The following is a 25808-nucleotide window of genomic DNA, read 5'->3' as shown; positions in this document are numbered from 1 at the left end:
TCCGGCCGCTCTCCGAGCAGACGGCACTGAGGAGAATCACCGTGCGGCGGTCCGTACTGTCCACCCTGGCGGCTCTGTCCCGGGCCGCGTTGCGCCGGTGTGCCATCGACAAGGGAACGGCGCTCGCCGCTTCTTTCGAAGAGCGCTGGGCCGGGACGCCGGACGTGGCAGAGGTGCGCGCGACCAAGAACAACACACTGCCGTTCCTCGGATCGTCCACCGGCACCCTGACCGTCGACGAGGGCACGTCGGGCGAACGCGTGACGCAGTTGGCGGGCGAGTTGCGGGAGTACGTCGTCCGGCACGGCAAGGTCACCGGCCGGATCGCGGAGAACGGCATCACCTTCACCGTCGTCGAGGACGAGGGGCGCACGGACGAGGTCCTGGCGCTCTGGCGGTCGCTGTCGGCCGACGACCAGGTGATACGCGCCGACATCCATGATGCGCCGTGGAAGGAAGCCACCGTCCGTTGGCGGATCGAGGTCTCCGCGGTCGATGCCACCGGGGCGTTGACGGTGTTCAAGGACATGCTCACCGAGGGCGGCCGGCATCGGCCGCTCACCGGGGTGATGGACTTGAGGGTCACCGGGCCGGGGCTCTTCGTGGAGACCGACTTCCACGACGCCTTCCCTGCCGAGGCGATCGCCGCGTACGAGGCGGTTCTCGCTCGGTATTCCGTCACCGGCGCGGCCCTGCGACGCGACGCCGTGACCGGATCCGCCGCGACCATCGTCGTGGCGGACAGCGCTGACGTCGTCCATGCCGGAGAACTCGCCAGGAGCGCGGCGCCGAACCTTGGGACCGCGGTCGAGGTGACGGGGAACAGCGGTACGTGATCGCAGGTTGGGCGTCAGCGGACCTCCACCGGATGCCGCAGCGGCACGATCCCCGTCGTGCGTCCCGCGTGGTCGAGCAGGTGGCCCATGTGCTTGACCGTGTGGAGGACCACCGACCGGTCGTGGATCGTCAGGCGCGGCAGCTTGCGCGACAGGTGGGCTTCGAAGGGGTGGACGTCCCCGAGTGAGCGGAGCCAGACGTCGATGACCAGATTGTGCGGGCCCGCCGTGATCGCGCAGGAGCGTACCTCGCGGATGCCGGCCATGACGGTGGCGGCCTCGTCGAGGTGCGCGGCCGGCACCGAGGCGAAGTAGACGGCCGAAAGCGGCCACCCGGAGAGTGGGCGGGCCAGGTCGCAGCGCAGGTTCAGGCGCGACGCGAGCAGCGCCTGGACGCGGCGGCGCGCCGTCGTCGGACCGGCACCGGTGGCCGATGCCAGGTCGCGCAGTGACATGCGTCCGTCGGCGCTGAGGAGTTCGAGCAGGCGCGCGTCCAGGGCGTCCCAGGGCGCCTCCGGGGCCGGTGGTCGCGGCCACGGTGCTGCCGCGGCGGCCTCGACGCGGGCCGCCTGCTCGGCGTCCAGGCTGCGCAGCCGCCACCGGCTGCCCTCGATGGGCGCGCCCGTGGACACATGGGTGCGGGTGGCCCGCACGCCCGTGGTCGTACGGAACAACTCGGCCGTCAGATGGGTGAGCTCGTGCAGGTTCGCGGCGTGCACCGTGACCACGAGGTCGCGGCCGCCCGCGGTGTGCTTGATGTTCGCCACGGCCGGTTCGACCGCGAGCGCGCGGGCCACGTCCTCCGCCCGGCCCGGTTCGGCGTCCACCTCGACGACCCCGGAGACCACCACACGCGGATCCGAGACCCGCGGATAGGCGGTCACCCAGGCAAGGCCCGCCTCCCGCAGCCGCTGCCAACGCCGGGCCGCCGTCACCGGGTTGACCCCCAGCACGTCGCCGACCAGCTTCCACGGGGCGCGCGGATGGATCTGCAGGGCGTGGACGATGCCGCGGTCCAGTTCGTCCAGCTCCACGGGTGCGTCAGCCGCGGCACTCGGAGTGGTGCTTTCCTGCACCCCCGGGGACGGCACTTCCGTGCGTCCGTCGCCCGAAGCGAGGCCGAAAGCTGCGCAGTCGCATGGCGTTCTCAAGCCCGTCCCACACTCCTTCTCCATCTGAAGTCCTCACCCGCACTTGATCAAGGAGTGACCGCACCCCATGTCGCACGCCCTGGCGCCCGAGGCCCCCCGCAGCCCGCTGCGCATCACCAACGCACGCCTGATCGACGGCACCGGCGGCTCGCCCGTCGACGACGCGGTCGTGCTCGTCGACGCCGAGGGCACCCTCAGCTACGTGGGCCCGGCCGTCGGCGCTCCCGACGCCGCCGTCGACGCACCCGACACACGTGTCATCGACGCCGCAGGTCGCACGGTACTTCCCGGCTTCTTCGACTGCCACGTCCACATGGCGTACGCGCACGGAAACAACCCTGCCATGCGCGGCGAACTCGACCCGGTCCTGGTCACGTACGACACCGCGACCCGCCTCAAGGAGACCCTCGAAGCGGGCATCACCAGCGCCCGCGATCTCGGCGGCCTGACCGCCGGGTACCGTACGGCCGTCGAGACCGGACGCATCGTCGGGCCGCGCCTGCACACCGCCGTGCGCATCCTGTCGCACACCGGCGGCCACGCCGACGTCCGGCTGCCCGACGGCCACGACTTCAGCTGTGGCATGTCCGAGATCGTCGACACCGCCGACGAGGCCCGCGTCGCCGTACGCAAGGTGATCCGCGACGGAGCCGACCTGATCAAGGTGTGTGCCACCGGTGGCATGGGCTCGCCGTACGACCAGCCCGAGGACGACGGCCTGACCGAGGACGAGATCCGCGCCGTCGTGGACGAGGCCCGCCGCCACCGCGGCAAGCCCGTCGCCGCCCACGCGCAGGGCACCTCCGGCATCCTCAACGCGATCCGCGGCGGAGTCACCTCCATCGAGCACGGCTACGGGCTGACCGACCAGGCCCTGGAGCTTGCGGGGGAGCGCGGCACGTTCGTCGTCCCGACGCTCTCCACCGTCTACGCCGGGATCGACAAGGAGACGATGCGGCCCTTCCACTACGAGAAGAAGGTCCGCTGGTCCGGCATCACCAAGGAGAACATCGCCCGCGCCATCGACCAGGGCGCCCGCATCGCGCTGGGCACGGACGCGGCCGTCGGCCCGCACGGCGTGAACCTGATGGAGCTCAGCTACCTGCACGACCTCGGCATGGACCCCATGTCCGCCATCGTCGCCGGCACGCGGACCTCCGCCGAGCTCCTCGGTGTCGACGACCGCCTGGGCACCCTCACCGCCGACCGCGTCGCCGACATCGTCATGTGCGACGGCGACCCGCTGGCCGACATCGGCGTCCTCGGCGACCCCGCCAACATCGTCTGCGTGATCCAGGACGGCGTCGTCCGCAAGGACCTGCTGCCCGCACACCGGAGCACCCCGCGGAAGCAGAGCACCACGGACAAGGTTTGACCGGCCCGGCCTTATCGGCCCCGAGTGCGAAGGAGCCACGATGGCCTCCTTGACCGACCACAAGTCCGCCGGGGAGACACCCCCGGGCGGCAAGGCACCGCACAGCCGCACGTCCCTCACCGACCGGGTGCTCTCGCTGATCGAACGGGCGGGCAACGCCCTGCCCAACCCGGTCGTCCTGTTCGTGGCCCTGTTCGTGCTCATCGCGGTGGTCTCCACCGCGCTCGCGTGGGCGGACGTGTCCGTCGCCGTGCCGGGCACGGACGCCACCAAGCACGTCACCGGCCTGCTCTCCGGCGAGGGAGTCCGCTGGCTGGCGCAGAACCTCGTCACCAATTTCGCTTCGTTCCCGCCGATCGCCGCCGTGCTCCTCATGATCATGGCCGTGGGGGTCGCCGAGAAGGCGGGCCTGCTGGAGACGGCGATGCGGGCCACCCTGGCCCGCGCCCCGCGCGCCCTCCTGCCGTACGTGGTGGCGCTCGTCGCCTGCCAGGCACACATGATGAGCGACGTGGCGGCGATCGTCCTGCCGCCGCTCGCCGGTGTCGTCTTCAAGAGCGCGGGCCGCCATCCGGTGGCCGGCCTGATCGGCGGGTTCGCCTGTGTCACCGCCGGATATGCGGCCGGGTTCACCATCGGCTCCCTCGACGCGCTCTACGTGGGCATCACCCAGCGGGCCATCGAGGTGCTGCCGGGCACGCACCACGTCGACGTGAACATCCTCGCCAACTACTTCTTCACCGCCTCCAGCAGCCTGATCCTCGGCCTCATCGGCGGCTTCCTCATCAGCCGGGTGCTCGAACCACGGCTGCCCGCTTGGGAGCCGGCCGAGAGCGGCCAGGAGGACGACGACCCGGAGGCCGCGCTCACCCCGGTGCAGCGCCGCGGTCTGCTGGTCACGGCGCTCGCCGTCCTCGTGTACGCGGCGGCGGTGCTGGCCCTGTGGCTGCCCGAGGGCGCGCCGTTGCGCGGCGACGGCGGGGCATTGGTTCCCTCGCCGCTGCTCGACGGCATCGTCCCGGTCCTGTTCGGCGCGTTCCTGCTCGCCGGCGTGGTGTACGGGCGCACGGTGAAAGCACTCGACGGGTCGGAGGGCGTCGTCAAGGCGATGACCGAGTCGGTGCAGGGCATGGCCGGATACGTGGTCATGATGTTCGTCGCGGCGCAGGTCATCGCGGTGTTCAACTGGTCCAACGTGGGCGCCCTGATGGCCGTGAAGGCGGCGGCGCTGCTCGACTCCATCGGCCTGACCGGCTTCGGGGCGCTGATCGCCTTCGTGGTCGTGGTGGGCGTGCTCAACCTCTTCGTCCTCTCCGGCTCCGCGCTGTGGTCCCTGATCGGGCCGGTGTTCGTCCCGGCGTTCATGCTGCTCGGCATGCACCCGGCGCTGACCCAGGCGGCGTTCCGCATCGGCGACTCGGCCACGGCCGTCATCACGCCGATGAACCCGTACGTCTTCCTGCTCCTGGCCCTGGTCCAGCGGTACGAGCCCCGGGCGCGGCTCGGCACCCTCATCTCGCGGCTCGCCATCTTCGTGCTGCCGTTCATGGTGGCGTGGCTGGCGATCCTGGCCGTCTTCTACGGGTTCCATCTGCCGCTCGGGCCGGGAGCCGGCATCGGTCTCAAGTAGCCGAAGCGCACCGGAGCGGGGCGGGGATGTCACGTGCACGGGTCCGGCCCCTGAGGGAGCCGGACCCGTGTCGTGCCGTCAGCGCCGCAGTGTCAGCAGACCCGGACGGTAGGGCAGGAGGCCGTAGTCGCCGCCCGAGGAGGGGCTGCGCCCCTGGTAGAGCATCTGGAGGTTGCAGGGATCGACGGTCATGGTCTGATCAGCGCTGGTGCGGATCAGTTCGCCGTGGCTGATGTCGTTGGTCCAGGTGGCGCCGCTGTTGGCCTTGCCGGCGAAGGGGTTGCTCTCGGTCGCGGCCTGCGGTGTCCATGAGCCGTTCAGGCTGGTCGCCGTGAACGAGCGGAAGTAGCGGCCCTGCGAGCCGATCGCCTCGACCATCATGAGGTAGCGGTTCTGGCCCTGCAGCTTGTAGACCTGCGGGGCTTCGAAGAGGTTGTTCGTCGTGTCGCTCATGACCACGGTCGAGTTCGTGCCGAAGCTGCCCGGGAAGTTCCCGATGGGCATGCTGGCCCGGTAGATCTTGCCGTTGTCACCGGCGAAGAACAGGTACATGTTCGTGCCGTCACCGATGAGCGTCTGGTCGATGGGGCCGGTTCCGGAGCCGGAGATGCTTCCGGAGAAGAGCACCTGCGGGGACGACCAGCCGTTCGGGTTGGTGGGGTCGCTCGACGTCCGGTATGAGAAGGCGCTCCCGCCCCACTGGTAGGTGAGCACCCAGATGTTCTTCGGCGCGAAGTAGAAGAGCGTGGGTGCGACGGTGGCGGAAGACATCGTGTTCTGGCCGGCCGAGGCCATCTCCGACCAGTTGCTGAACAGGTTGAAGTTCATCGAACCCCAGCTCGTCCCCGTGTCGTGCGTCGTCGCGTAGACGAGTTGCTTGCCGTTGTAGGGGACGACGGTGAAGTCCTTGAGGGACACCCACCCCGACTTGGGCTGAGCCAGCGCGCCCGTCGACGACCAGCTGTAGGACGACGGAAGATCGCACGAGCCGGGGGTGTCGTCACCGACCTTGACGAGCTTCCACTGTTGGTTGGTGCCGCCCCAGTCGTCGTACTGGACGATGTTCGCGCCGTCGGCGGTGGAACCGCCCTGCACTTCGAGGGCCTTGCCGCTGCTGCGCGAGATGAGCCGCACGTAGCCGTCCGAGCTGTCGGCAAGGCGCCACTGCTGGTTGGTGGCGTTCAGGTCGGTCCACTGGACGATCGAGCCGCCGTTCGCTGTGGACCAGTTGTAGACGTCCAGCACCTTGCCCGAGAGGCGGGACTTGACGCGGTAGTAGCCGCCCCCGGCGTCGACGAACTGCCACTGCTGCTGGCTCTGGTCGTTTCTGGCCCACTGGGTGATGCGGGCGCCGTCGGTGGTCGCCATGTTGTAGACGTCCAGGGCTTTGCCGCTGTTGCGGTTGACCAGTACGTACGAGGCGTTGGGGTCGACGGTCGCCGCGGCGGCGGGCTGGGCGCCGAGGAAGGTGGCGACGAGCAGCAGAGGCGCGAGGACCGCGAGTAAGCGTCTCAGGCGGACCGGGGACGGTGTGCGGAACCACATCAGAAGGACTCCCTTGAGGCCTGGGCCAAGTCTGAAAACTTTTCGGAGAATTCCCGGAATCTGTGACGCCACAAGCTAGGAATGCGGGGCTCTCCGGTCAAGGTCTCTCGCTGATCTGTCCACAAACGGCGGCTGGTTGAGGTTCCGGAAGGTTTTCGGGCGCGGACCGGAAAGATTTCTCTGCGGGGTGTATTGACGATGCACCGCCAACACCCAATCATCCGTGTCTGCGGCCCCGACCATCGTTCGAAATTGCGAACCATGTCGACCCGCTCCGTGACTTCTACCTTGGAGGCACAGCCATGGGCTCGTACGCCCTTTCCAGACCCGTTGTCCGCCGAAAACTCCACGGTCTGCTGTTATCGCTGTTCGTCGGTGTCCTCGGTGTGGCCGCCACGCTGCTCGCCCCGCCGACCGCACACGCGGCCGAGGGCACGCTCGGCGCCGCGGCCGCGCAGAGCGGCCGCTACTTCGGTACCGCCATCGCCTCGGGCAAGCTGGGCGACTCGGCGTACACGTCGATCGCCGGCCGTGAGTTCAACATGGTGACCGCCGAGAACGAGATGAAGATCGACGCCACCGAGCCGCAGCGCGGCCAGTTCAACTTCAGCGCCGGTGACCGCGTCTACAACTGGGCCGTGCAGAACGGCAAGAAGGTGCGCGGCCACACCCTGGCCTGGCACTCCCAGCAGCCCAGCTGGATGCAGAGCCTCAGCGGCAGCACCCTGCGCCAGGCGATGATCGACCACATCAACGGCGTGATGGGCCACTACAAGGGCAAGATCGCTCAGTGGGACGTCGTGAACGAGGCCTTCGCCGACGGCAGTTCGGGAGCCCGGCGCGACTCCAACCTCCAGCGCACCGGCAACGACTGGATCGAGGTCGCCTTCCGCACCGCGCGCGCCGCCGACCCGTCCGCCAAGCTCTGCTACAACGACTACAACGTAGAGAACTGGACCTGGGCCAAGACCCAGGCCATGTACAACATGGTCAAGGACTTCAAGCAGCGCGGCGTGCCCATCGACTGCGTCGGCTTCCAGTCCCACTTCAACAGCGGCAGCCCCTACAACAGCAACTTCCGCACCACGCTGCAGAACTTCGCCGCCCTCGGCGTCGACGTGGCCGTCACCGAACTCGACATCCAGGGTGCCTCGGCCACGACGTACGCCAACGTGACCAACGACTGCCTGGCCGTCTCGCGCTGCCTCGGCATCACCGTCTGGGGCGTGCGCGACACCGACTCCTGGCGATCCGGGGACACGCCGCTGCTGTTCAACGGCGACGGCAGCAAGAAGGCCGCCTACACCTCCGTCCTCAACGCGCTCAACGGCGGCTCCACCACGACGCCCCCCTCGGACGGCGGGACGATCAAGGGCGCCGGTTCTGGCCGCTGCCTGGACGTCCCCAACTCCAGCACCACCGACGGCACCCAGGTCCAGCTGTGGGACTGCTCGGGCGGCACCAACCAGCAGTGGACGTACACCTCCGCCGGTGAACTCAAGGTCTACGGCAACAAGTGCCTGGACGCCGCAGGCACCGGCAACGGCGCCAAGGTCCAGATCTACAGCTGCTGGGGCGCCGACAACCAGAAGTGGCGTCTGAACTCCGACGGATCCATCGTGGGCGTCCAGTCCGGCCTCTGTCTCGACGCCGTCGGGGCCGGCACGGCCAACGGCACCCAGATCCAGCTCTACTCCTGCTCGAACGGAAGCAACCAGCGCTGGACCCGCACCTGATGACCTGATGCTCAGGGGTCGCCGCCAGGGTGGCGGCGACCCTCGCGCCGGGTTCAGCCGCGGTCGGCCCAGTCCACGACGGTGTCGGCGAACTCCTGCGGCACCTGCTCCGGCGCCGCCACGTGCCCGTCGGACAGCACTCGGGTCGGGCAGTCGAGTGCCGCCGCGAACTTCGCCAGGGACGGCCGGGAGAACCTGTCATCGGGTGCGCACACCGCGAGTGTGCGTGCGGTGATTCTCGGCAGGCGGGGTTCCATGGCGTAGCGGCGCACCGCCTCGTGGCCCTCCTCGACGCGGTCGAGGACGGTCAGCGCGTCGACGACGTACCGGCCCAGCGCGTCCTCCTCGCCCGGCCGGTAGAAGCCGCGCCGCTTGTCCCACAGCTCTCGCAGGTGCGTGCCGTCGGGCGCGGGGTCGACATGGTCGACGCTGCCGGGGTCGCCGTTGCGCTTCTCGTCATCGACGAACGGGGTTCCCGACAGCAGGAGACTCGCCACCCGGTCCTGGAAACGGGCGGCCACCTCGACGGCGATCACACCGCCGGTGTGGTGACCGACCAGGTGGAACCGGTCCAGGCCGAGCGCCTCGATCAGGTCGCCCGCCGCGTCCGCGAAGCGCTCGATGGTGTGCGCCCCCTCGGGCTTCGCGGAGGCCCCGTAGCCCAGGGTGTCCATCGCGATCGCCCGGTACCGGGTTCCGACCAGGGGGAGTACATCGAGGTACTCCGTCCAGGAGCGGGGCGTCTGATGGAGCAGCAGCACGGGCTCGCCCTCACCGCACTCCACGTAGTGCAACTGGCCGAAACGGCTGGGCACATAGCCCTTCCGCGGCGTGTTCGTGTCCGTCATGCGCGGCTCGCTTTCGTCACAGGGCCGGCAGCACCGAGGCGCCGACGGATTCGATGAGGCCGGTGGGCGGGTCGTACGAGCCGACGTGTTGCAGGAACACCCCGCTGACGCCGTCGGCGTGCAGGGCACGCAGCCGACGTGCGATGTCGTCCGCCGTGCCGAACAGGCAGAATTCCTCGGCGAACCGCAGCGCCGCCGCGTCGTCCACCCATGCGGAAGCGACCTTCACGGCGGCGTCCCAGTCCTCGGCGTGCACCAGGTCGGGATACACGCCCTCGATGACGTCGGGTACGGCGACGTCGATGCCGGCGAGGGCGAGGAAGGGGCCGCCGCCGTTCTGGGCGATCGACGCGCAGATGGGTTTGATGCGGCGGGCCGCCGCCATGATGTCGTCGGTCACCTCGCAGTACGCGGACACCGTCACGGGCACCGACCGTGCCGGGCGACCGGCCGCCTGTTCGCCCTCCCGTACCCGGGCCGTGGCGCCCGCCAGGGTGCGGGGCGAGACACCACTGAGCAGGATGGCGCCGTCCGCCGCCTCACCGGCGAGCCGGAGGTTGCGCGGCCCGCTCGCCGCCAGATGCAGTGGCACCTCGGGCCGGGGATCACGCATCCGCGAGCGGACCGTTCCCGCGGTGCCCGCGAAGTCCCACTCCTCGCCGTCGAGCAGGGCGCGCAGCAGGGTGAGGCCTTCACGCATCTCACCCGTCGTGCTCTGGCGCAGTCCGACGGGTCCGACCGAGCTGTTGCCCACGCCGAGACCGAGGGTGAAGCGACCCGGGGCCAGTTCGGCGACGCTGCGCGCGGCGGAGGCGACTACCGCCGGGTGGCGGGTCACCAGGTTGGTGACCGCCGTGCCCAGGCCGATCCGCTCCGTGCCGAGCGCGGCGGCCGTGAGGGTGGTGAACACGTCGCGCCACAGGAGCTGCGAGTCCGGGAACCACGCCGCGTCGAAGCCGAGTTGCTCCGCCCTGCGTACGGCCTCCGTGACCCGGTCGGCGCGATCGCAGGGCGGGATGCGTACGCCGACCGACAGACGGCCCCCGTCCGCCTCGGTCGCGTCGGCGACGCTCACCGGGCGCTCACCATCGGGGTGTCGACGCCCACCGGGCCGAGCGGCGTCGCCCCGCCGGGGGAGCCGAGCGCGGTGTCGCGGCCGGGGAGGATCTCCACGAAGAAGCTCCGGTTGTCCTCGCGGAACTCGGGGTCGGCCTTGCGGTCGACGGTGATCGCCTGTTCGGGGCAGGCGACTTCGCAGGCCCCGCAGTCGATGCATTCCATTGGGTTGATGTAGAGCTTGCGCTCGCCCTCGTAGATGCAGTCGACCGGGCACTCCTCCATGCAGGACCGGTCCATGATGTCGACGCAGGACGAGCCGATGACGTACGCCATGGTGTGTTCAGTGCTCCTTCTCGGTGGAGTGGCCGGGGAACAGGGCCGCCTCCGGGTCGATGACGGTGGCCGCGTTGTTGACGGCGGTGGCGGCCTCGCCGAAGCCGACCGAGATCAGACGGACCTTGCCGGGATAGTCGGTGATGTCGCCCGCGGCGAACACGCGGGGCTGGTTGGTCGCCATGTGGGTGTCGACGGTGATCTTCCGGGCCTGGAGGTCGAGGCCCCAGTGCTGGAGCGGGCCGAGGTCGGCGAGGAAACCGAGCGCGGCGACGACGGTGCCGGCCGGGACGAGGCGGGTCTCCTTGGTCGTACGGTGTCTGATCTCGGCCTGCTCCACCCGGTCGGTGCCGATGAGCCGGCTCACCTCGCTGTCGGTGACGATCTCCACGCCGAGGTCGCGGACCTTCTCCACGGACGCCGCGTGGGCGCGGAAGCGGGCGGTGCGGTGCACGAGGGTGACCGAGCGGGCGATCGGGGCGAGCAGGGCCGCCCAGTCGAAGGCGCTGTCGCCGCCGCCCACGACCAGCACGTCCCGGTCCGCGTGCACCGACGGGTCCGGCACGAAGTACTCGAGCCCGCGCCCGAGGAACTCCTCCCCGGCGGGCAGCGGGCGCGGAGTGAACGTTCCTACGCCGCCCGTGATCACGACGGCCTTGGCGCGCACCGTCGCCCCCTGGTCGCTCCGGACGACCGGCAGCCCGTCGGCGTCGTGCGTCAGCTCAGCGGCCCGGTGGCCCAGGAGATAGCGCGGGGAGTACGGCTCGGCCTGGGCGACGAGACCGTCCACCAGGTCGCGGCCGCGCACGGACAGGAAGCCGGCGATGTCGAAGATCGGCTTCTCGGGGTACATCGCGCTGATCTGTCCGCCGAGCTGCGGAAGGACGTCCATGACGGTGACGGTCAGGCCGCGGAACCCGGCGTAGTACGCGCCGTACAGGCCCGCCGGTCCTGCGCCGATGATCAGGACGTCGGTGGTCAGGACGCCGGTGTCGTCGGTGAGTTCGCTCATGTGGGGAGCGTAGGAACGAGGAGGTGGTTCTCCCTACGGAGTCGTTCCGTTGAGCAGGACGGCCCCGGCGCGCGGGCCGCGGAACGCGGCGAGGGGCCCGCCGGACGGCGGGCCCCTTCGTGCGTGTGCGAGGTGGCGCGGCTAGGCGAGCGACCGTCCGATGCCCAGCGCGGCGGTCCGCAGCGCCGTCGCGTGCCCGGCCGCGTCCATCCGGTACGTGGGCGCCGTGATGGACAGCGCGCCCACCAGGGTGGTGCCCCCGGCGAACACCGGCACGGCCAGGCTCGCGTAACCGAGCCTGATCTCCTCGGACTCCAGGGCGATGCCCTCGTCCCGGATCCGGTCCAGCTGGGCGCGCAGACGTCCCGGGGAGATCACCGTGTGCCGGGTGACCGGCTTGAGGCCGCTGCGGACCACGTCGACGAAGAGCGACGGCGGCGAGTGCGCGAGGATCGCCTTGCCGGTGCCCGTGCAGTACAGCGGGAGCCGGCCCGCGATCCGGGACTCGGCGTTCAGCCCGCGGTGCGGGAAGATCTTGTCCAGGTAGACGACGTCCAGGCTGTCGTGGATGGCGAAGTGGATGGTCTCCCGGGTGATGAGGAGCAGATCCTCCATGTACGGCTGCACGGCCTCGCGCAGGATGCGCTGCCGGTGCACCCGCTGCCCCAGCTCGAACAGCCGGAGGCCGAGCCGGTAGTCGCACCCCTCGCGCTCCAACAGCCCCCAGGTGACGAGCTCCTGGGCCAGCCGGTGCACCGTCGCCTTGGCCGCGCCCGACCGGCGCACCAGCTCGGCCAGTGAGAGCGCGGCGTCGTCGGAGGTGAAGGCCTCCAGGATCGGACGGACCTTCCCCAGAACGGAGTTCATCGGGTCGGCCCCACCCGCCTCGTCCGCCTCGGGCCCGTGCCCCGGCTCGTTGGGGCGTGACGAGAGCACGAACCCGGCGGGCGCCGTGACGCCCGGGCGGCGATCGGCCGGCGGTGCCCCGGCCGTCGCGCTCATGCCGACTGCCCCGCGTCCACGGCCGCCGGGTCGATGACCGCGACCCCCATTCCGGTGAGCCACTCGGGCATCGGCTCGTAGGCCAGACGCCGGGCGGGCGCATGGTCGAGGGCGGCGGCCATCAGGAGCCAGGTCCGCAGCTCCTGCGCGCCGTTGCCCGCGGCCTTCTCCAGCTCCTCCGTCGTGTACGCGGTGAGGCAGTGTGCCTCGCCGCGTTCGAGAAGGGCGAGGAACTCGTTGTCGAACTCCGGGGTGAGGGAGGCCTCGGCGGCCCGGATGATCTCGCGGCGACGCTTGTCGTAGTCCTGCCAGTTGTCGCGGCCGTTCAGCCACGCGCCGACCATGAACTCCTCGTCGTCGCCGTGCGGTTCGCGCCAGTCCGGCCAGGGCAGCCGGTGCGAGAGCCCGCCGGAGCCGACCACCGCGACCCGCCGGTCGCCGGGGAAGGCGAGCACGGCCTCGCGCACTGCGCGCCCCAACTCCTCGCACCGCTCCAGCGTCGGCAGCGGATGGGCGAAGACGTTCACCACCAGCGGCACGATCTCCACGTCGAGCCCGTCGAGCAGGTACTGGATGGCGTGCGACTGCCCGTGGTCGATCTGGAGCCGGGCGGAGAACGCCGGGTCGAAGCGCCCGCTCTCCACCAACGAGTCGGCGATGTGCTGCGCGAGCGGCACGTCCACCGGCTGCGGGCCCTTCGGTGTCCCGGACTCGCCGCTCGCGATGCACTCCCCGACGCCGAGCGTGAACGGCGGGATCAGGTCGAGCCAGAACCCGCGGAAGTGGTTCGAGCCGATCAGGACGACGGTGTCGGGACGTGTCCGGACCAGCTCTTCGCGGGCCGCACCGAGCGCGTCGCGGAAGCGTTCGGCCCGGTCCTTGTGGAGGGTCTCCTCCCAGTGCGTGTTCATCAGCGTGCTGTGGGAGGCCCCCACACCGAGCACGATCTCGCTCATGCCGTTGCTCCTTCCAGTGCCGTGGGGGAGTCGCAGTCCGCGCGGGAACGGGTGACGGTGTCCACCGCCGTGCGGATCAGGTGGCGGGTCAGTCTCTGCATCTCCCGTACGGAGACGGTGTTCATGCCGCGGGTGAAGTCGATGTCGAACGGTGCCTCGGTGACCTTCGGCATGCCGACACGGACCGTCGGGATGCCGCGCCCGCGCAGGATGTTCGCGTCGGTGGCGCCGCTGTTGCCGGTCACGACCTCGTGCGGGCGCCCTTCCAGGGCCTCCCACCCGGCGACCGCGCTGCGGAAGACCCAGCTCTCCCGGCTCGTCGACGTCCCGGGAATCGCCAGGATCATCTCCACCGTCGCGTCGAGCCCCGGCATCGAGCGCCTCAACTCCTGGACAGCGGCGACGAATTCACGCTTCGCCTGCATCGGGGTCGTCTCCGGAGCGATCCGCAGGTCCACGCGCAGGGTGCACGCCGCCGGGGTGGCGGCGGCAAGGCGGGGCCAGCCACCGCGCACCGAGGAGACGATGCCCTGGGGCGCGACCGTGCCGCCGGTGTGCCGCTTCGCGTACTCGGTGAACCACTCCTCCAGGTGCCGTACGACGTCGCCGGCGCGGTTGATCGCGTTGTCGTACGGCAGCCGGTGGCGCGAGCCCACGTAGGTGTGGGTGCCGTGCACCGTCACCTCGAACCACACCAGGCCGACCTCGTCCCACGACACGGTCCACCCCGGCTTGGCGATGACCGCGTAGTCCGTCCACACACCTTGCTCCAGGAGGAACGAACAGCCCGCGCCCTGACCGGTGTTGAGCCGGTCGCTGCCGGGCCGGGCGTTGGTCGGCATGCCGCCCGCGCCGAACGCGGCCACCAGGTCCCCGGTGAGCGGCACCCCGGCCAGCGCGATCGCCTCGGCGGCCATCATCACGCAGGCCGCGTGGCCCTTGGGGTTGGAGGCACCGAGGCCGGTCACCAGGTCGTCGTAGACGGTCGCCTCGGGACGCATGTCCTCACGCAGCTTCGGCCCGGCCCACGGCACGTCCTCGCTCTCCTCACCCACGGTGAAGGTGTCGATGGGCGCGTACAGCATCAGATCGGGCCCGGTGCCGTCGCCTTCGAGGCGGGCCCAGGCGTTCGCCTGCCGCGCGTCGATCGGCTGACAGGCGGCGCGCAGGCCCACCGATTCGAGCGTGCCCGCGATGTGCTGCGCGAGCGGCCGCTCGTCACCGGTCGGGCTGGGGACCCCGACGAGGCCCACGATCAGCTCGCGCAGCCGTTCCTCGGTGACGTGCCGCCACGCCTCCGACACCCATCCGCGACGCTGTGCGTCGAGTCCGGAGAGCCCGTCGTGGGCGTTGTCGCCGGTCACTGGTTGACCCGGTGGACCTGGGTCATCGTGGTCCGTGCGAAGCGCTGCTTCGCGCGGGGGAGTGCCACCGCGACCGCGACACCGAGCAGGATCTTGAACAGGGTGTGGGCCATGATCAGGCCTCCTTTTTCGTGGTGTCCGTGGCGTCCGCGGTGGGGTCGGTGACGCCCGCAGCGGCGAGCTTCTTGCCGTACTCCTCCTCGCTGAGATTGCGCCACGCGGTCAGTGACACGTCGGGGCGGTACAGCTTCTCCGGGGGCGCGTCGGTCACGTCGACCATCCAGGCGTCCTGGCCGGAGAACTCTCCGTGGAACAGCCAGCGGACGGCGCCCAGGTACTTGGCGTAGAAGCGCAGCGTCTCCCAGCCCTGCGTGAAGTTGACCATCACGCCGACGTACTGGTGGTTGTCCGCGTCGACCGGGACGTAGAACTCGTAGTGGATGAACTTCGGGTACGCGATCCGCAGCACGCCCGGCATCGACAGGGACGCGAAGCCGGGGAACTCCTGGGCCTCGATCACCGGGTCGACGGCGTCGGCCTTGCCGGTGTTGCCGAGGTTGAACGCCGCGCCTTCACCAGGTGGCTGCTTCTTCCACCACCGCTTGTTGGACCAGCGGCCCACGCCCGGGAAGTCGGCCTCCCAGTACACCTCGTCCTGGACGCGGTAGATCCAGCGGTCCTTCGGCACGATCCGCGTGATGTTCCACGTCGGCATCGGCTTGAACAGGCGCCAAAGGGCCGTCCGGTGCAGGTACTTGGCGTGGCCCTCGTCGAAGCCGTTCTCGCAGGCGAAGCGCCAGTTGCCGCCGCGCGGCTCGATACGGCCGCCCATCACGAAGGCGTTCGACACCAGCTCCTCGGGGAGCTGCTCGTCGATCGGGTGCGGCTCCTCCTCGGCGACCGGCATGTACACCCAGACCATGCCGAGCCGCTCCTCGACGGCGTACGTGCGCACGCCCAGCTTGCCCGTGAGACGGCAGCCGGGGCCGTCGGTGATGACCGCGGACAGCTTGCCGGTGGGCAGGTCGAAGGTCCAGCCGTGGTACGGGCAGCTGACGGTGCCGGGGAACTGCTGGTTGCCCTCGGACAGCGGGACGCCGCGGTGCGGGCAGCGGTTGTGCAGCGCGTACACCTTTCCGCTGTCGCGGATCAGCGTGATCTTCTCGCCGCAGAGCGTGAACGGCTTCGGGTCGTCGGTGATGTGGCTCGCCCAGGTGACCGGGTACCAGTAGCCGCGGAAGCCGGACGCCGCCGCGTCGTAGTGGGGCCAGGACGACCAGTCCTGCCGGCCGATCTTGTCGGCGGATCCGCGGCGCGCCCTGGCGGGCTCCTTCTCGGCGGATTTCTTCACGGCGGGGGATCGCTCGCTCGTCGTCATCTCGTCGTGGCCTCCTGCTCAAGTGGGTGTGCGGCACGAGCATCCGACGCGGTGCGGCTGCCGCCTATGAACCTGTTCCGGTGAACGGACCGGGGCCGGTTCGGACCGGTCAGCGAACCAGGAGCCTTGATCGGGCGGGAGCGGGCGGACAGCATCCGCCCATGAACCGCATGACGATCCCCGGCCTCGTCGACGCGGCGGCCGCACACCACGGCGAGCGGACCTTCCTCACCGTCGACGGGACCCGGCGCACCTACGCGCGGACACGCACGGCCGCGGCCACCATGGCCGGCGCGCTCGCGGCCCGCGGCTGCCGGCCCGGCGACCGCGTCGCCGCGCTGCTCCCCAACCGCGTCGAACTGATCGACCTGATCCTCGGCTGCGCCTGGCTCGGCGCGGTCGTGGTCCCGCTCAACACCGCGCTGCACGGGCGGCTGCTCCGGCACGCGCTGGACGAGTCGACGCCTCAATTCCTGTACGTGGACGAGGAACTGGCCGAGCGCGTGGAGGCGGTGGGATACGCGGGCGAGGTGTGGGTGACCGGTTCGCCGCATGCGCCCGTCCCCGGCGTCGACGAGGCGCTCGCTCCCTGGCCGTCCCGGCCCGGGGACACGGCCGCCATCCTGTTCACCTCCGGCACCACGGGGCCGTCACGCGGGGTGCGCTGCCCGCACGCCCAGTTCTTCTGGTGGGGCCGGAACGTGGCCGACTCGCTGCGCCTGACCGCCGACGACACCCTCTACACCTGCCTGCCCCTGTTCCACACCAACGCCCTCAACGCACTGGCGCAGGCGATGACCGTGGGTGCCTCCATGGTGGTGGACCGCAAGTTCTCCGCCTCGCGGCACTGGCAGCGGGCCGCCGAGACCGGAGCCACGTGTGTGTATGTGCTCGGTGCCATGGTGCCGATGCTGCTCGCCCGGCCGCCGGGCCCCGGCGACCGTGCGCACCGGGCATGGCGCGGGCTCGGTCCGGGCACGCCCGGCGCGCTGTGGCAGGTGTTCCGCGAGCGGTTCGGCGTGACGCTCGTCGACGGATTCGGTTCCACCGAGACCAACCTGGTGATCGGTTCCGACCCCGAGGACTGCCGCGCCGGGTACATGGGCACGGTGCGCGACGGCTTCGAGGCGCGGGTCGTCGACGCGGGTCTCTCCCGGGTTCCCGACGGAACGCCCGGTGAACTGGCGGTCCGCACCCACCAGGAACACGCCTTCGCCACGGGCTACGTGGGCGATGTGTCACTGGATCCGGGTTCGTGGCGTCGCACCGGGGACCGCGTGGTGCGCGAGCCCGACGGCTGGTTCCGCTTCGTCGACCGCGTCAAGGACTGCATACGGCGACGTGGCGAGAACATCTCGTCGTACGAGGTCGAGACCGCGCTGCGGGCGCATCCTGATGTCGCCGAGGCGGCCGCGTTCCCGGTTCCGTCGGCACTCGCCGAGGACGAGGTCATGGTGGCGGTGGTGCCGCGTGCGGGCCGGGTGCTGGACGCGGCGGAGGTGGCGCGCCACTGCGCCGGAGAGCTTCCCGCATTCGCGGTGCCACGGTACGTGGACGTGGTCGCGGCGCTGCCGCTCACGGAGACGGGAAAGGTGCGCAAGTCCGTGCTGCGGGAACAAGGTGTCACCGAGGTGACGTGGGACAGGTGCGGATAGGGGAGCCGCTGATGGCGGCAGCCCGGCCGGACACACATGTCCCCGCGCCCCCCCCGGAGGGGCGCGGGGTGTCCCCATGTATGGCGAGTGTCACGCGGGCAGCAGAACCGCCCGCCCCCGTACCCGTCCGCCGCGCAGCGCGTCGAGCGCCGCCGGAGCCTCGGCCAGACCGAACTCCTGCACCGCCAGCGACAGTTCACCCTCGGAGAGCCTGCGCACCAGGTCACCGGAGACCTCCCTGGCCCGGCGTTCCTGGCGGATCATGTTCACCGGCAGCAGCGCCACCTCGTCGAGCAGCCAGCTCGGCAGGTCCAGCTCGACGCGCGGGCCTGCGACGTACCCGATGACCACGGCGCGCCCGCCCTGCCGCACCCACCGGCTGCGGCCGACAAGCCCCGCGCCACCAAGTGTGTCGACGAGCAGCGATGCCGACCGGTCCCGGGCGAGACCTTCCGCGTCGTCCAGCGTCACGGCCTCCACCCCCTTCGGCACATCGGCCAGCTGGTCCTCCCGGCCGACCACACCGGTCACCCGGGCGCCCGCCGCCAGCGCCTGCTGCGCCACCATCGCGCCGACCGCACCGGCCGCGCCCACCACGACGACGTCCTCGTCCCCACCGATCCGGGCGACATCGTGCAGAGCCACGTACGCGGTCGTGGCGGGGACGAAGAAGCTCGCCGCCACCGCGGGGGCGAGCGGGGCCGCGAGCGGGGTGACGGCCTTGCGCTTCACGCTGACCCGCTCGGCCCACGTGCCGTCGCGCAGGAGGCCCAGGCCGCCCCCGCGCAGCACGACCTGCGTGCCCGGCGCGAGACCGGAGTCGGCATCCGCCTCAAGGACCGTGCCCGCGCCCTCGACGCCGCCGACGTACGGAAGCGAGGGCTTGAGCTCGAACTCGCCGGACGCGACGGTGGCATCGAGGTGCGAGACACCGCCCGCCGTGACCTGGACGAGGACCTCTCCCGGCGCGCGGACGGGCTCGGGCACCTCGTCGAGGACCGGAGCGGCGCCCCAGTCGTGGAACCGGACCGCCCGCATCAGCCGGCCGCCTTGCCGATGAATTCGAGGCTGAGGGCGTTGTAGCGCTCGGCCTGCTCGTGCTGCGGCCAGTGCCCGCAGTTCTCGAAGAGTTCGAGGCGCGAGCCGGGAATGGCCTCGTGCAGCGCCGTCGCCTCGGGGGTTTCGCCGAACGGGTTCTGACGTCCCCACACCACCAGCGCCGGCTGGGTGATCTGCGCCAGGTGCTCGGGGCGCAGCAGATTGCGCTGGCGGCGCTCCATGTCCTGGAGGGAGAGGAGGTTGTCGACGCCCGCGACGAACTCCGGCGTGTGGTAGATCGCGTGCCGGACCTCGACCAGCTCCTCGGTGGCGGAGGCGTCGTCGGCCATGAGCAGCCGCATCCGCTTGCGCGTGAGGTCGATGTCGTCGGAGGCGACGGCCTTCTTGGTGCTGGTGCGGATGCGGTCCATGACCTCGGGGTTGGCCACCGTGCCGCCGGAGCACAGGAGTTGGAGGCTGCGCACCCGCTCGGGGTGTTCGATGGCGGCGCGGGCGCCGACCCAGCCGCCGAGGGACTCTCCGACGATGTGGGCGCTGTCGATGCCGACGGCGTCCAGGTAGTCGAGCAGGTGGGTCACGTAGTCGGCGATCTCGTACGGCTTGTCGGGCTTGCCGGTGTAGCCGTGGCCGAGCATGTCGATGGCGTGCAGGTCGTAGGCGGCGTGTGCGGTGATGTTGCGCGCGAAGGCTTCCAGGTGACCGCTGGTGCCGTGCAGGAAGACGACTGCATGGGCGGTCGGGTCACCGGCGCGCAGGGCGCGGGTGGGGACTCCGGCGGCGTCGACGTACTCGACGCGGAACGGGGTGGGGCTGATCTCGGTCCAGATCGACATGAGGCGTGCTCCGTAAGGCTGTTGAGGGAGAAGGGGGGAGGGGAGAGATTCAGTTCAAGGAGGTCAGTTCAAGGAGTTCAGTTCAAGGAGTCGAGGAAGCCGCTGACCACCGAGTGGTAGGCCTCGGGTCGCTCCTCCTGGAGGTGGTGGGAGGCGTGGTCCATCACGTGGAGGTTCCCGCTGGGCACCATGCGGGCCAGCATCAGCGGGTAGTCCGGGGTGAGGAACGCGTCCTGCATGCCCCACATGAACAGCGTCGGAGCCTGCACCCGGCCCAGTTCCTCGGTGAGGTCCTGCCAGTCGCCGCGCGGCGAGTCGGACATGGCCGCGAGCGCGCGCTCGCCCTCGTCGAGGCTCTGCTCGTGGCGCAGCGTCAGTGTCTCCTCGGGGAGCTTCGCGCCGTCGTACCACTCCAGCTTCGTGATGAGCTGCCGCATCTTCTCGCGGGTCGGACCCTCGCCGCCGTAGTAGATGTCGCGGGCCGTGCGGCCGCGGTGACCGCTCTCGGGGAGCGGGGCGAGCGGCCCGTAGAAGACGGGCATGCTGCCGGTGATGACGAGGGACCGGACGCGGTCCGGGTACTTCGCGGCGAGGTTGAGGGCGATGGTGCCGCCCCACGAGTTGCACACGAAGTCGGCGCGGTCGACGCCGAGGGTGTCGAGGAGGCCGACCGTCTTCGCCGCGTGGTGGTCCCACATCGGCCCCTCGATGCGGGACTTCTCCGACTTGCCGTACTGCTGGATGTCGACGAGCAGACAGCGCCGGTCGGCCGCGAACAGGGGCGCGACGGGCCCGAAGTCGCTCCACGCGGTGCAGCCGGGGCCGCCGCCGTGCAGGAACACGGTGTCGGGGCCCGAGCCGAGGTCGTGGTAGTGGTAGCGGATGCCCGCGCCGTCCGCGTAGTGGCTCTCCGGTGCTGGTGACATGCGAGTCCTTCCGTACGAATGCCGGGGGTACGGTGTCGAGCCCATCACCGCGCCGGGCGCGGGCCCAGCGTCACGGTCCGTTCAGCGAACCGCTCCCACTGGGTGATGCAGTGGGTGACGCACCGGGCGATGCAGCGCGCGATTCGCTGGACGCCTCACTGCGCGGTGTAGCCGCCGTCCACGTGCACCACTGCCCCGGTGGTGAAGGACGAGCCGGCGGCGAGCAGCGGGAGCACCGCGTGCGCGACGTCCTCGGGCCTGCCCCAGCGGCCCAGCGGCACCTTGGCGGTGAACGCGGCCCGGGCGGCGGCGTCGGTACCGGTGTCACCCTCGTTCATGGGGGTGCGCACGGGGCCGGGCGCGACGCAGTTCACGGTGACGCCGGTCCCGGCGACCTCCAGGGCCGCCGACCTGGTGAGCGCGGCGACCGCGCCCTTCGTGGCGGCGTACCCGGACCGCTCGGGAGCGCCCGTCGAGCCGAGCACCGAGCCGATCGTGACGATGCGTCCGTGGCCGGCGTCGAGCATGCCGGGCAGGACGGCGCGGATCGCCAGCCAGGTGCCGATGACGTTGGTGTCGAGGGCGGCGCGGAAGTCGTCGGGTGTCAGGGCCAGCACCGAGCCCCGGGCCAGCCGTCCTGCGGCCGTCACCAGACCGGTGACCGGGCCGAAGCGCTCGGCGGCCCGGCTCACGGCCGCGGCCAAAGCGGCGGGATCGGTGGTGTCCGCGACCAGCGCCAACTGGGCGTCTGTGGCGATGTGTTGAAGGCGGTCGGCCGCCGCGCGGCAGCGATCGGCGGAACGCCCGGTGACCACGACCGGGCGCCCGGCACGGGCCACCGCCTCCGCAATGGCCAGGCCGATCCCGCTGGTGCCGCCCGTGACGAGCACGGGCCCGTTCCGAGGCGCTTCGTCTGTGTGCTGTGTGAAGGTCATCCGGCGAGGATGCGCATCGACCGGGGACACACCAACGCGGGCGGTCCGGTCACCGGAACCGGACCACCCGCGCTGTCGCGGCGTCACCGCCCGGTGAACACCGGCGCCCGCTTCTCCAGGAACGCCTGGAGCCCCTCCGCCGCGTCGGCGGTCCCGGTCAGGTCGGCGACGCCCTTCTCCTCGCGCTCCAGGGCCTGTTCGACGGGCAGCCCGTACCCCTCGTCGACGACCCGCTTGAGCAGGCCGATGGCGGCCGTCGGCTGCGCCGCGAGGCGGCGGGCCCGCTCGGCGACCACCGTGCCGAAATCGGCCTGCTCCACCACGACGTCGACGAGTCCGAGCTCCAGGGCGCGCTGCGGCGTCAGCCCTTCCCCCTCGATCATCAGGCGTTTCGCCACGTGGGGGCCGACGATCCTGGGGAGTCGCTGACTGCCACCGGCTCCCGGGAACAGTCCGAGCCGCATCTCCGGGAAGCCGAACGTGGCCTCCGCCGAGAGGATCCGCACGTCGCAGGCGAGCGACAACTCGGCTCCGCCGCCCAGCGCGTGGCCGTTCATCGCCGCGACGACCGGCTTGGGAGCCTGCTCGATCACCCGCTGCACATCGATCCAGCGGCGCATCTTCGCCTGGTTGCCCGCCGACAGGTCCCGCATGACGGCGATGTCGGCGCCGGCGATGAAGAACCGCCCGGTGCCGGTGATGACGACGCAGCGCACCTCCGGATCGGCGGCCAGCGGCGGCAGGACCGCGAGGAACTCCTCGATCATCGCCGGATTCACGGCGTTCGCCTTGGGCCGGTCCATGCGGACCGTGGCCACGGCGCCGTCGCGCGTCACGTGCAGTACGGAGGGCTTCTCCTCGGTCGGCTTCTCCCGGGTCATCCTCGCCTCGCTCATTCGGTCACTCCGTCGGCGGTCAGCGCCGCCAGCTGTTCACTGTTCAGGTCGAGCAGTTCGCGCAGCACCTCGTGTGTGTGCTGCCCGAGGAGGGGTGCGGGCCGGTCGAGTTCGCCGGGCGTCGCGGCCAGCCGCGCGACGATGCCCTCGTGCGCGACCGGCCCGGTGAGGGGATGGTCCAGTACGGGGTAGAAGCCTCGGGCGGCGAGCTGTTCGTCGGCCTCGACCAGGTCCTGCCCGGTCGCCACGACCGCCGCCGCCACGCCCTCGGCCTGGAGGAGTTCGGCCAGCTTGTGGCCGTCGTGCCGGCTCGTCCAGGCGGCGAGGGCGGCATCGATCGCGTCCTCATGTGCCCGCCGTACCGCCAAGTCCCCATCAGGGCAGGGGAGTTCGGCGAGTCTCGTCAGGGCGTGCCACTGTGCCTCGTCCGTCACCGACACCGCCACCCACCGGTCGTCCCCGGCCGCCGGGTACACACCGTGGGGCACGGCATGCGGCGACCGGTTCGGATGCTCCGCCGTCCGGGGATCGGGCACACCGGTGCCGAGCGCGGATTCCAGGGCCGCCGGACCCATCGTCGCGGCCATCGCCTCCAGTTGGGACAGGTCCACGTGGCCGCCGTGTCCGCGCGCCAGCAGGTCGAGGGTGGCGAGCACCGCGGAGTTGGCCGCGATCATGTCACCGAGGCCGAAGGTCAGTCCCTGCGGCGGGCCGCCCGGATCGCGGGTCTCGCTGGACAGGCCGGACATCGCGGCGAGTGTGTCGGCGAAGGTCACGGCGTTGCGCCAGGGCCCGGTCTGCCCGACTCCCGCCATCGACACCAGGACGACGTCCGGGTTCAGCTCGCGCAGCGAGGCGTAGTCCATGCCCCACCGGGCGAGGACTCCCGGACTGAAGTTCTCCACGACGACGTCGCAGTGCGGGACCAGCTCGCGCAGCAGCCGCTGCCCCTCTTCGGTCCGCAGATTGAGGGCGACGCTGCGCTTGTTGCGGTTGAAGTTGAGGAAGTAGCCGCTGTCGTCGGGATCGGAGCCGGGCCGCAGGTGCATCGAGGGCGCGAAGCGCGTGGGGTCCTGGCGGTGCCGGGACTCGACCTTGACGATGTCCGCGCCGTGCTCCCCGAACTGCTTGGTGACGTACGGACCGGCGAGCACCCAGGTGAGGTCCAGGACCCGAACCCCGTCCAGAGCACGGGACTTGGGCTCCCCGTCACGGCTGCGCGCCTGTTCGGTGTGGTGCCACGGAGCGTCGCCCTTCGCTTCGTGGAGCTCCGACAGGGAGACCGGCCGGGGGAGCGCCGCCCACGGAAAGCCGACGTCCTCGACGCCTGCGTCCGGCAGCCCTTCGCCGGTGACCGTGACCAGGGACTCCCGGTCGCGCAGCTGCGGATTGGCCGTCAGCCGCTCGGGCGGCACGACCTCGGCCCACGGCAGGGCGCGCCGCCGCGCCTCCGCGGCCAGTTCGGCGGCAGGCTGCCCCTTCGCGAACCGCTGGACCAGCTCGTCGACATGGGCGCGCTCGCCCCACCGGAACGCGGCGTCCTGCCAGCGCTCGTCGAGCAGGTCACCGGCCTCGCCCCGCTCGGCCATCCAGGCCAGCAGATCCGTCCACATCCGGTTGCTGCCGGAGTAGCCTCCGGCCACGTACCCGTCCGCCGCCTCGAAGATCCGGTGCGCGACGTGCTCGTACACCCCTCCGTTGCGTACGGGGAAACGTCCGGCGTGGATCCAGGCGAGGGCGGCGGTCTCCAGCGTGGCGGCGACGGCCTCCTGCGCGGAGATGTCGACGAGCTGCGGAGTTCCCGAGACGACGGCGAGCAGCGCCCCGATCGCGGCATGGGCCCCGGCGGTCTGGACCGCCTGCTCGCGCGGCGGCGGCTTCGGCTGTCCTTCGGGGCGCCCGCCGAGCCAGGTCATGCCGCCCGCCGACGCCAGGACCAGATCGTCGCCGACCCAGTCGCGGCGCGGTCCGCTCAGCCCGAACGGCGTCACCACCACGTGCACCGCGTGCGGCCAGCGGGACGAACCGTCCTCACGCAGGCCGCGCAAGCGTGCCACGGGCCCGCTCTCCAGCACGACATCGGCCCCCGCCGCCAGTGCGTCGAGCTCCGCCGCGTCGTGCACCGGAGTCCAGCGCTTGCCCGCGTGCCAGTGCGCACGGGCCGCCGGGTCGAGGTCGGCGCCCGGTTCGATCCGTACGACGTCGGCGCCGATCCCCACGAGCAACCGGGCGCCCTGGAAAGCGAGTTCGTCGGTCAGGTCGAGCACGCGCAGCGCTGTCGGGTCCGTGTCTGTTCGCACCACGGCTCCTCCCTTTACGTGACCGCAGCCTTTGCGGAATCCCACGATCACCGTGGGCGGGGAGGCGGACCACCGCCGTGTTCTGTTGACCGGACCGCAGATGCGGCCCAGAGGGTTGGCGCGGTGCTCAGCCCACCGCGTGTCTCGTGTCGTCCGACGCTCTCTGCACCACGCCGCGCTCGATGCTCTCGGCCGTGCCCTGCAACGCGGCGAGGCTCCGGTCCACCGACACCTGCGCGACCGGCGCGGTGATCGAGAGCGCGGCGTGTGCGAGTCCGCCCGCGGCCACCGGCACGGCGAGACTGGCGTACCCGGTCCTCACCCCCTCGACCTCCAGCACGTACCGCTCACGGACCGCACGGGACAGCCGCCGCCGCAGCACCTCGGGATCCGTCACGGAGCGCGGTGTCATCGTGGGGAGGCCGCCACGGGCGAGGGCCGCCACCTGCTCAGGACCGTCCGGAGCCAGGGCGAGCAGCATCTGACCGGTCGCGGTGCAGGAGGCGGGCAGCCGGCCGCCGACGTAGGAGTGGGTGAGCACGTTGGCCTCACCCGCGATCTTCTCCAGGAACAGGACGTGGGTGCCGTCGAGGACCGCGAGGTGCACGGCGGCGCGGGTGCGGGTGAACAGGTCCGCCATCAGCGGACGGGCGACGGCGCGCAGCACCGCGGACGCGGGCACCCGCTGCCCCAGGTGGAAGAGCCGGATGCCGAGCTCGTACAGCTCGCCGTGCCGGTCGAGGAGACCCCACTGCACCAGTTCTTGGGCGAGCCGGTACGCCGACGCCTTGGGCACCCCGGACCGGCGGCTCAGCTCGCTCAGCCGCAGCCGGTCCGCACCCGACTCGAACGCGGCGAGCAGCAGCTGCGCCTTCCCCAGTACGGAATTGGGTAGCAGGACTTCTTCGTCGGCGTACGACCCCATCGTGGCGTCCTCTCACTTCTTCACATGGCGCTACAGCCATTTGAAGTGCATCAA

22 protein-coding genes are annotated in these 25808 nt (G+C 71.1%); 5 read left to right on the top strand and 17 right to left on the bottom strand.

Going from position 1 to position 25808, the window contains the following annotated elements; translation table 11 throughout:
• Nucleotides 1–41 precede the first annotated feature (41 nt).
• On the top strand, nt 42–836 hold the full coding sequence (locus tag ACY34M_RS17985; RefSeq protein ID WP_462723500.1) for a hypothetical protein: 795 nt from the start codon (nt 42–44) through the stop codon (nt 834–836).
• Between the two features lie 14 nt (nt 837–850).
• Here ACY34M_RS17985 and ACY34M_RS17980 read toward each other — a convergent pair whose 3' ends face one another.
• Nucleotides 851–1870: an Lrp/AsnC family transcriptional regulator gene (locus ACY34M_RS17980; protein ID WP_462723501.1), complete on the bottom strand. Its 1020-nt coding sequence runs from the start codon at nt 1868–1870 to the stop codon at nt 851–853.
• A 184-nt stretch (nt 1871–2054) separates the two neighbouring features.
• Here ACY34M_RS17980 and ACY34M_RS17975 point away from each other — a divergent pair, with 184 nt between their 5' ends.
• A complete protein-coding gene (locus ACY34M_RS17975) occupies nt 2055–3362 on the top strand; it encodes a metal-dependent hydrolase family protein (protein WP_462723502.1) in 1308 nt (435 codons plus the stop codon).
• 40 nt (nt 3363–3402) lie between these two features.
• The gene (locus ACY34M_RS17970) at nt 3403–4992 is read left to right on the top strand and encodes an AbgT family transporter (RefSeq protein WP_462723503.1); all 1590 of its coding nucleotides are present in this window, start codon (nt 3403–3405) and stop codon (nt 4990–4992) included.
• A gap of 78 nt (nt 4993–5070) precedes the next feature.
• On the opposite strand, the gene ACY34M_RS17965 is transcribed toward ACY34M_RS17970, so the two are convergent.
• Complete coding sequence (locus ACY34M_RS17965; protein WP_462723504.1) at nt 5071–6537, bottom strand: non-reducing end alpha-L-arabinofuranosidase family hydrolase; 1467 nt, start codon at nt 6535–6537, stop codon at nt 5071–5073.
• A 302-nt stretch (nt 6538–6839) separates the two neighbouring features.
• On the opposite strand from ACY34M_RS17965, the gene ACY34M_RS17960 reads away from it, so the two are divergent.
• Nucleotides 6840–8273, top strand: coding sequence for an endo-1,4-beta-xylanase (locus ACY34M_RS17960; RefSeq protein ID WP_462723505.1), 1434 nt, complete (start codon nt 6840–6842; stop codon nt 8271–8273).
• 53 nt (nt 8274–8326) lie between these two features.
• On the opposite strand, the gene ACY34M_RS17955 is transcribed toward ACY34M_RS17960, so the two are convergent.
• The 8 genes from ACY34M_RS17955 to ACY34M_RS17920 form a co-directional block, all read right to left on the bottom strand.
• The gene (locus ACY34M_RS17955; protein WP_462723506.1) at nt 8327–9121 is read right to left on the bottom strand and encodes an alpha/beta fold hydrolase; all 795 of its coding nucleotides are present in this window, start codon (nt 9119–9121) and stop codon (nt 8327–8329) included.
• Nucleotides 9122–9137: 16 nt separating this feature from the next.
• Nucleotides 9138–10196: an LLM class flavin-dependent oxidoreductase gene (locus ACY34M_RS17950; protein ID WP_462723507.1), complete on the bottom strand. Its 1059-nt coding sequence runs from the start codon at nt 10194–10196 to the stop codon at nt 9138–9140.
• The gene (fdxA, locus tag ACY34M_RS17945; RefSeq protein ID WP_462723508.1) at nt 10193–10513 is read right to left on the bottom strand and encodes a ferredoxin; all 321 of its coding nucleotides are present in this window, start codon (nt 10511–10513) and stop codon (nt 10193–10195) included. The genes ACY34M_RS17950 and fdxA overlap by 4 nt, the downstream gene beginning before the upstream one ends.
• 7 nt (nt 10514–10520) lie before the next feature.
• A complete protein-coding gene (locus ACY34M_RS17940) occupies nt 10521–11525 on the bottom strand; it encodes an NAD(P)/FAD-dependent oxidoreductase (RefSeq protein ID WP_462723509.1) in 1005 nt (334 codons plus the stop codon).
• Between the two features lie 141 nt (nt 11526–11666).
• Nucleotides 11667–12527: an IclR family transcriptional regulator gene (locus ACY34M_RS17935; protein ID WP_462723510.1), complete on the bottom strand. Its 861-nt coding sequence runs from the start codon at nt 12525–12527 to the stop codon at nt 11667–11669.
• The gene (locus ACY34M_RS17930; RefSeq protein ID WP_462723511.1) at nt 12524–13483 is read right to left on the bottom strand and encodes a DODA-type extradiol aromatic ring-opening family dioxygenase; all 960 of its coding nucleotides are present in this window, start codon (nt 13481–13483) and stop codon (nt 12524–12526) included. The genes ACY34M_RS17935 and ACY34M_RS17930 overlap by 4 nt, the downstream gene beginning before the upstream one ends.
• Complete coding sequence (locus ACY34M_RS17925) at nt 13480–14847, bottom strand: M20 family metallopeptidase (RefSeq protein WP_462723512.1); 1368 nt, start codon at nt 14845–14847, stop codon at nt 13480–13482. Before ACY34M_RS17925 ends, ACY34M_RS17930 begins: the two co-directional genes overlap by 4 nt.
• A gap of 115 nt (nt 14848–14962) precedes the next feature.
• The gene (locus ACY34M_RS17920; RefSeq protein WP_462723513.1) at nt 14963–16225 is read right to left on the bottom strand and encodes an aromatic ring-hydroxylating oxygenase subunit alpha; all 1263 of its coding nucleotides are present in this window, start codon (nt 16223–16225) and stop codon (nt 14963–14965) included.
• A 161-nt stretch (nt 16226–16386) separates the two neighbouring features.
• On the opposite strand from ACY34M_RS17920, the gene ACY34M_RS17915 reads away from it, so the two are divergent.
• Entirely contained in the window at nt 16387–17880 is a 1494-nt protein-coding gene (locus ACY34M_RS17915) for an AMP-binding protein (RefSeq protein WP_462723514.1), read from the top strand.
• Nucleotides 17881–17970: 90 nt separating this feature from the next.
• Here the strand turns inward: ACY34M_RS17915 and ACY34M_RS17910 are convergent, their stop codons facing one another.
• From ACY34M_RS17910 to ACY34M_RS17880, 7 genes are all read right to left on the bottom strand, one after another.
• A complete protein-coding gene (locus tag ACY34M_RS17910) occupies nt 17971–18918 on the bottom strand; it encodes a quinone oxidoreductase family protein (protein ID WP_462723515.1) in 948 nt (315 codons plus the stop codon).
• Nucleotides 18918–19772 carry an alpha/beta fold hydrolase gene (locus tag ACY34M_RS17905; protein WP_462723516.1) on the bottom strand — a complete coding sequence of 285 codons (855 nt, stop codon included), beginning with the start codon at nt 19770–19772 and terminating at the stop codon, nt 18918–18920. The genes ACY34M_RS17910 and ACY34M_RS17905 overlap by 1 nt, the downstream gene beginning before the upstream one ends.
• A 77-nt stretch (nt 19773–19849) precedes the next feature.
• Nucleotides 19850–20698: an alpha/beta fold hydrolase gene (locus tag ACY34M_RS17900; protein ID WP_462723517.1), complete on the bottom strand. Its 849-nt coding sequence runs from the start codon at nt 20696–20698 to the stop codon at nt 19850–19852.
• 155 nt (nt 20699–20853) lie between these two features.
• Complete coding sequence (locus ACY34M_RS17895) at nt 20854–21633, bottom strand: SDR family NAD(P)-dependent oxidoreductase (RefSeq protein ID WP_462723518.1); 780 nt, start codon at nt 21631–21633, stop codon at nt 20854–20856.
• A gap of 83 nt (nt 21634–21716) precedes the next feature.
• Entirely contained in the window at nt 21717–22529 is an 813-nt protein-coding gene (locus ACY34M_RS17890) for an enoyl-CoA hydratase/isomerase family protein (RefSeq protein WP_462723519.1), read from the bottom strand.
• Nucleotides 22526–24829, bottom strand: a complete 2304-nt coding sequence (locus tag ACY34M_RS17885) for a CaiB/BaiF CoA-transferase family protein (protein ID WP_462723520.1) — start codon at nt 24827–24829, stop codon at nt 22526–22528. The genes ACY34M_RS17890 and ACY34M_RS17885 overlap by 4 nt, the downstream gene beginning before the upstream one ends.
• Nucleotides 24830–24956: 127 nt before the next feature.
• The gene (locus tag ACY34M_RS17880) at nt 24957–25754 is read right to left on the bottom strand and encodes an IclR family transcriptional regulator (RefSeq protein WP_462723521.1); all 798 of its coding nucleotides are present in this window, start codon (nt 25752–25754) and stop codon (nt 24957–24959) included.
• Nucleotides 25755–25808 lie beyond the last annotated feature (54 nt).

Source organism: Streptomyces sp. EDA2-14 (assembly GCF_054963755.1).
This window is presented reverse-complemented; position numbering and strand designations above follow the sequence as displayed.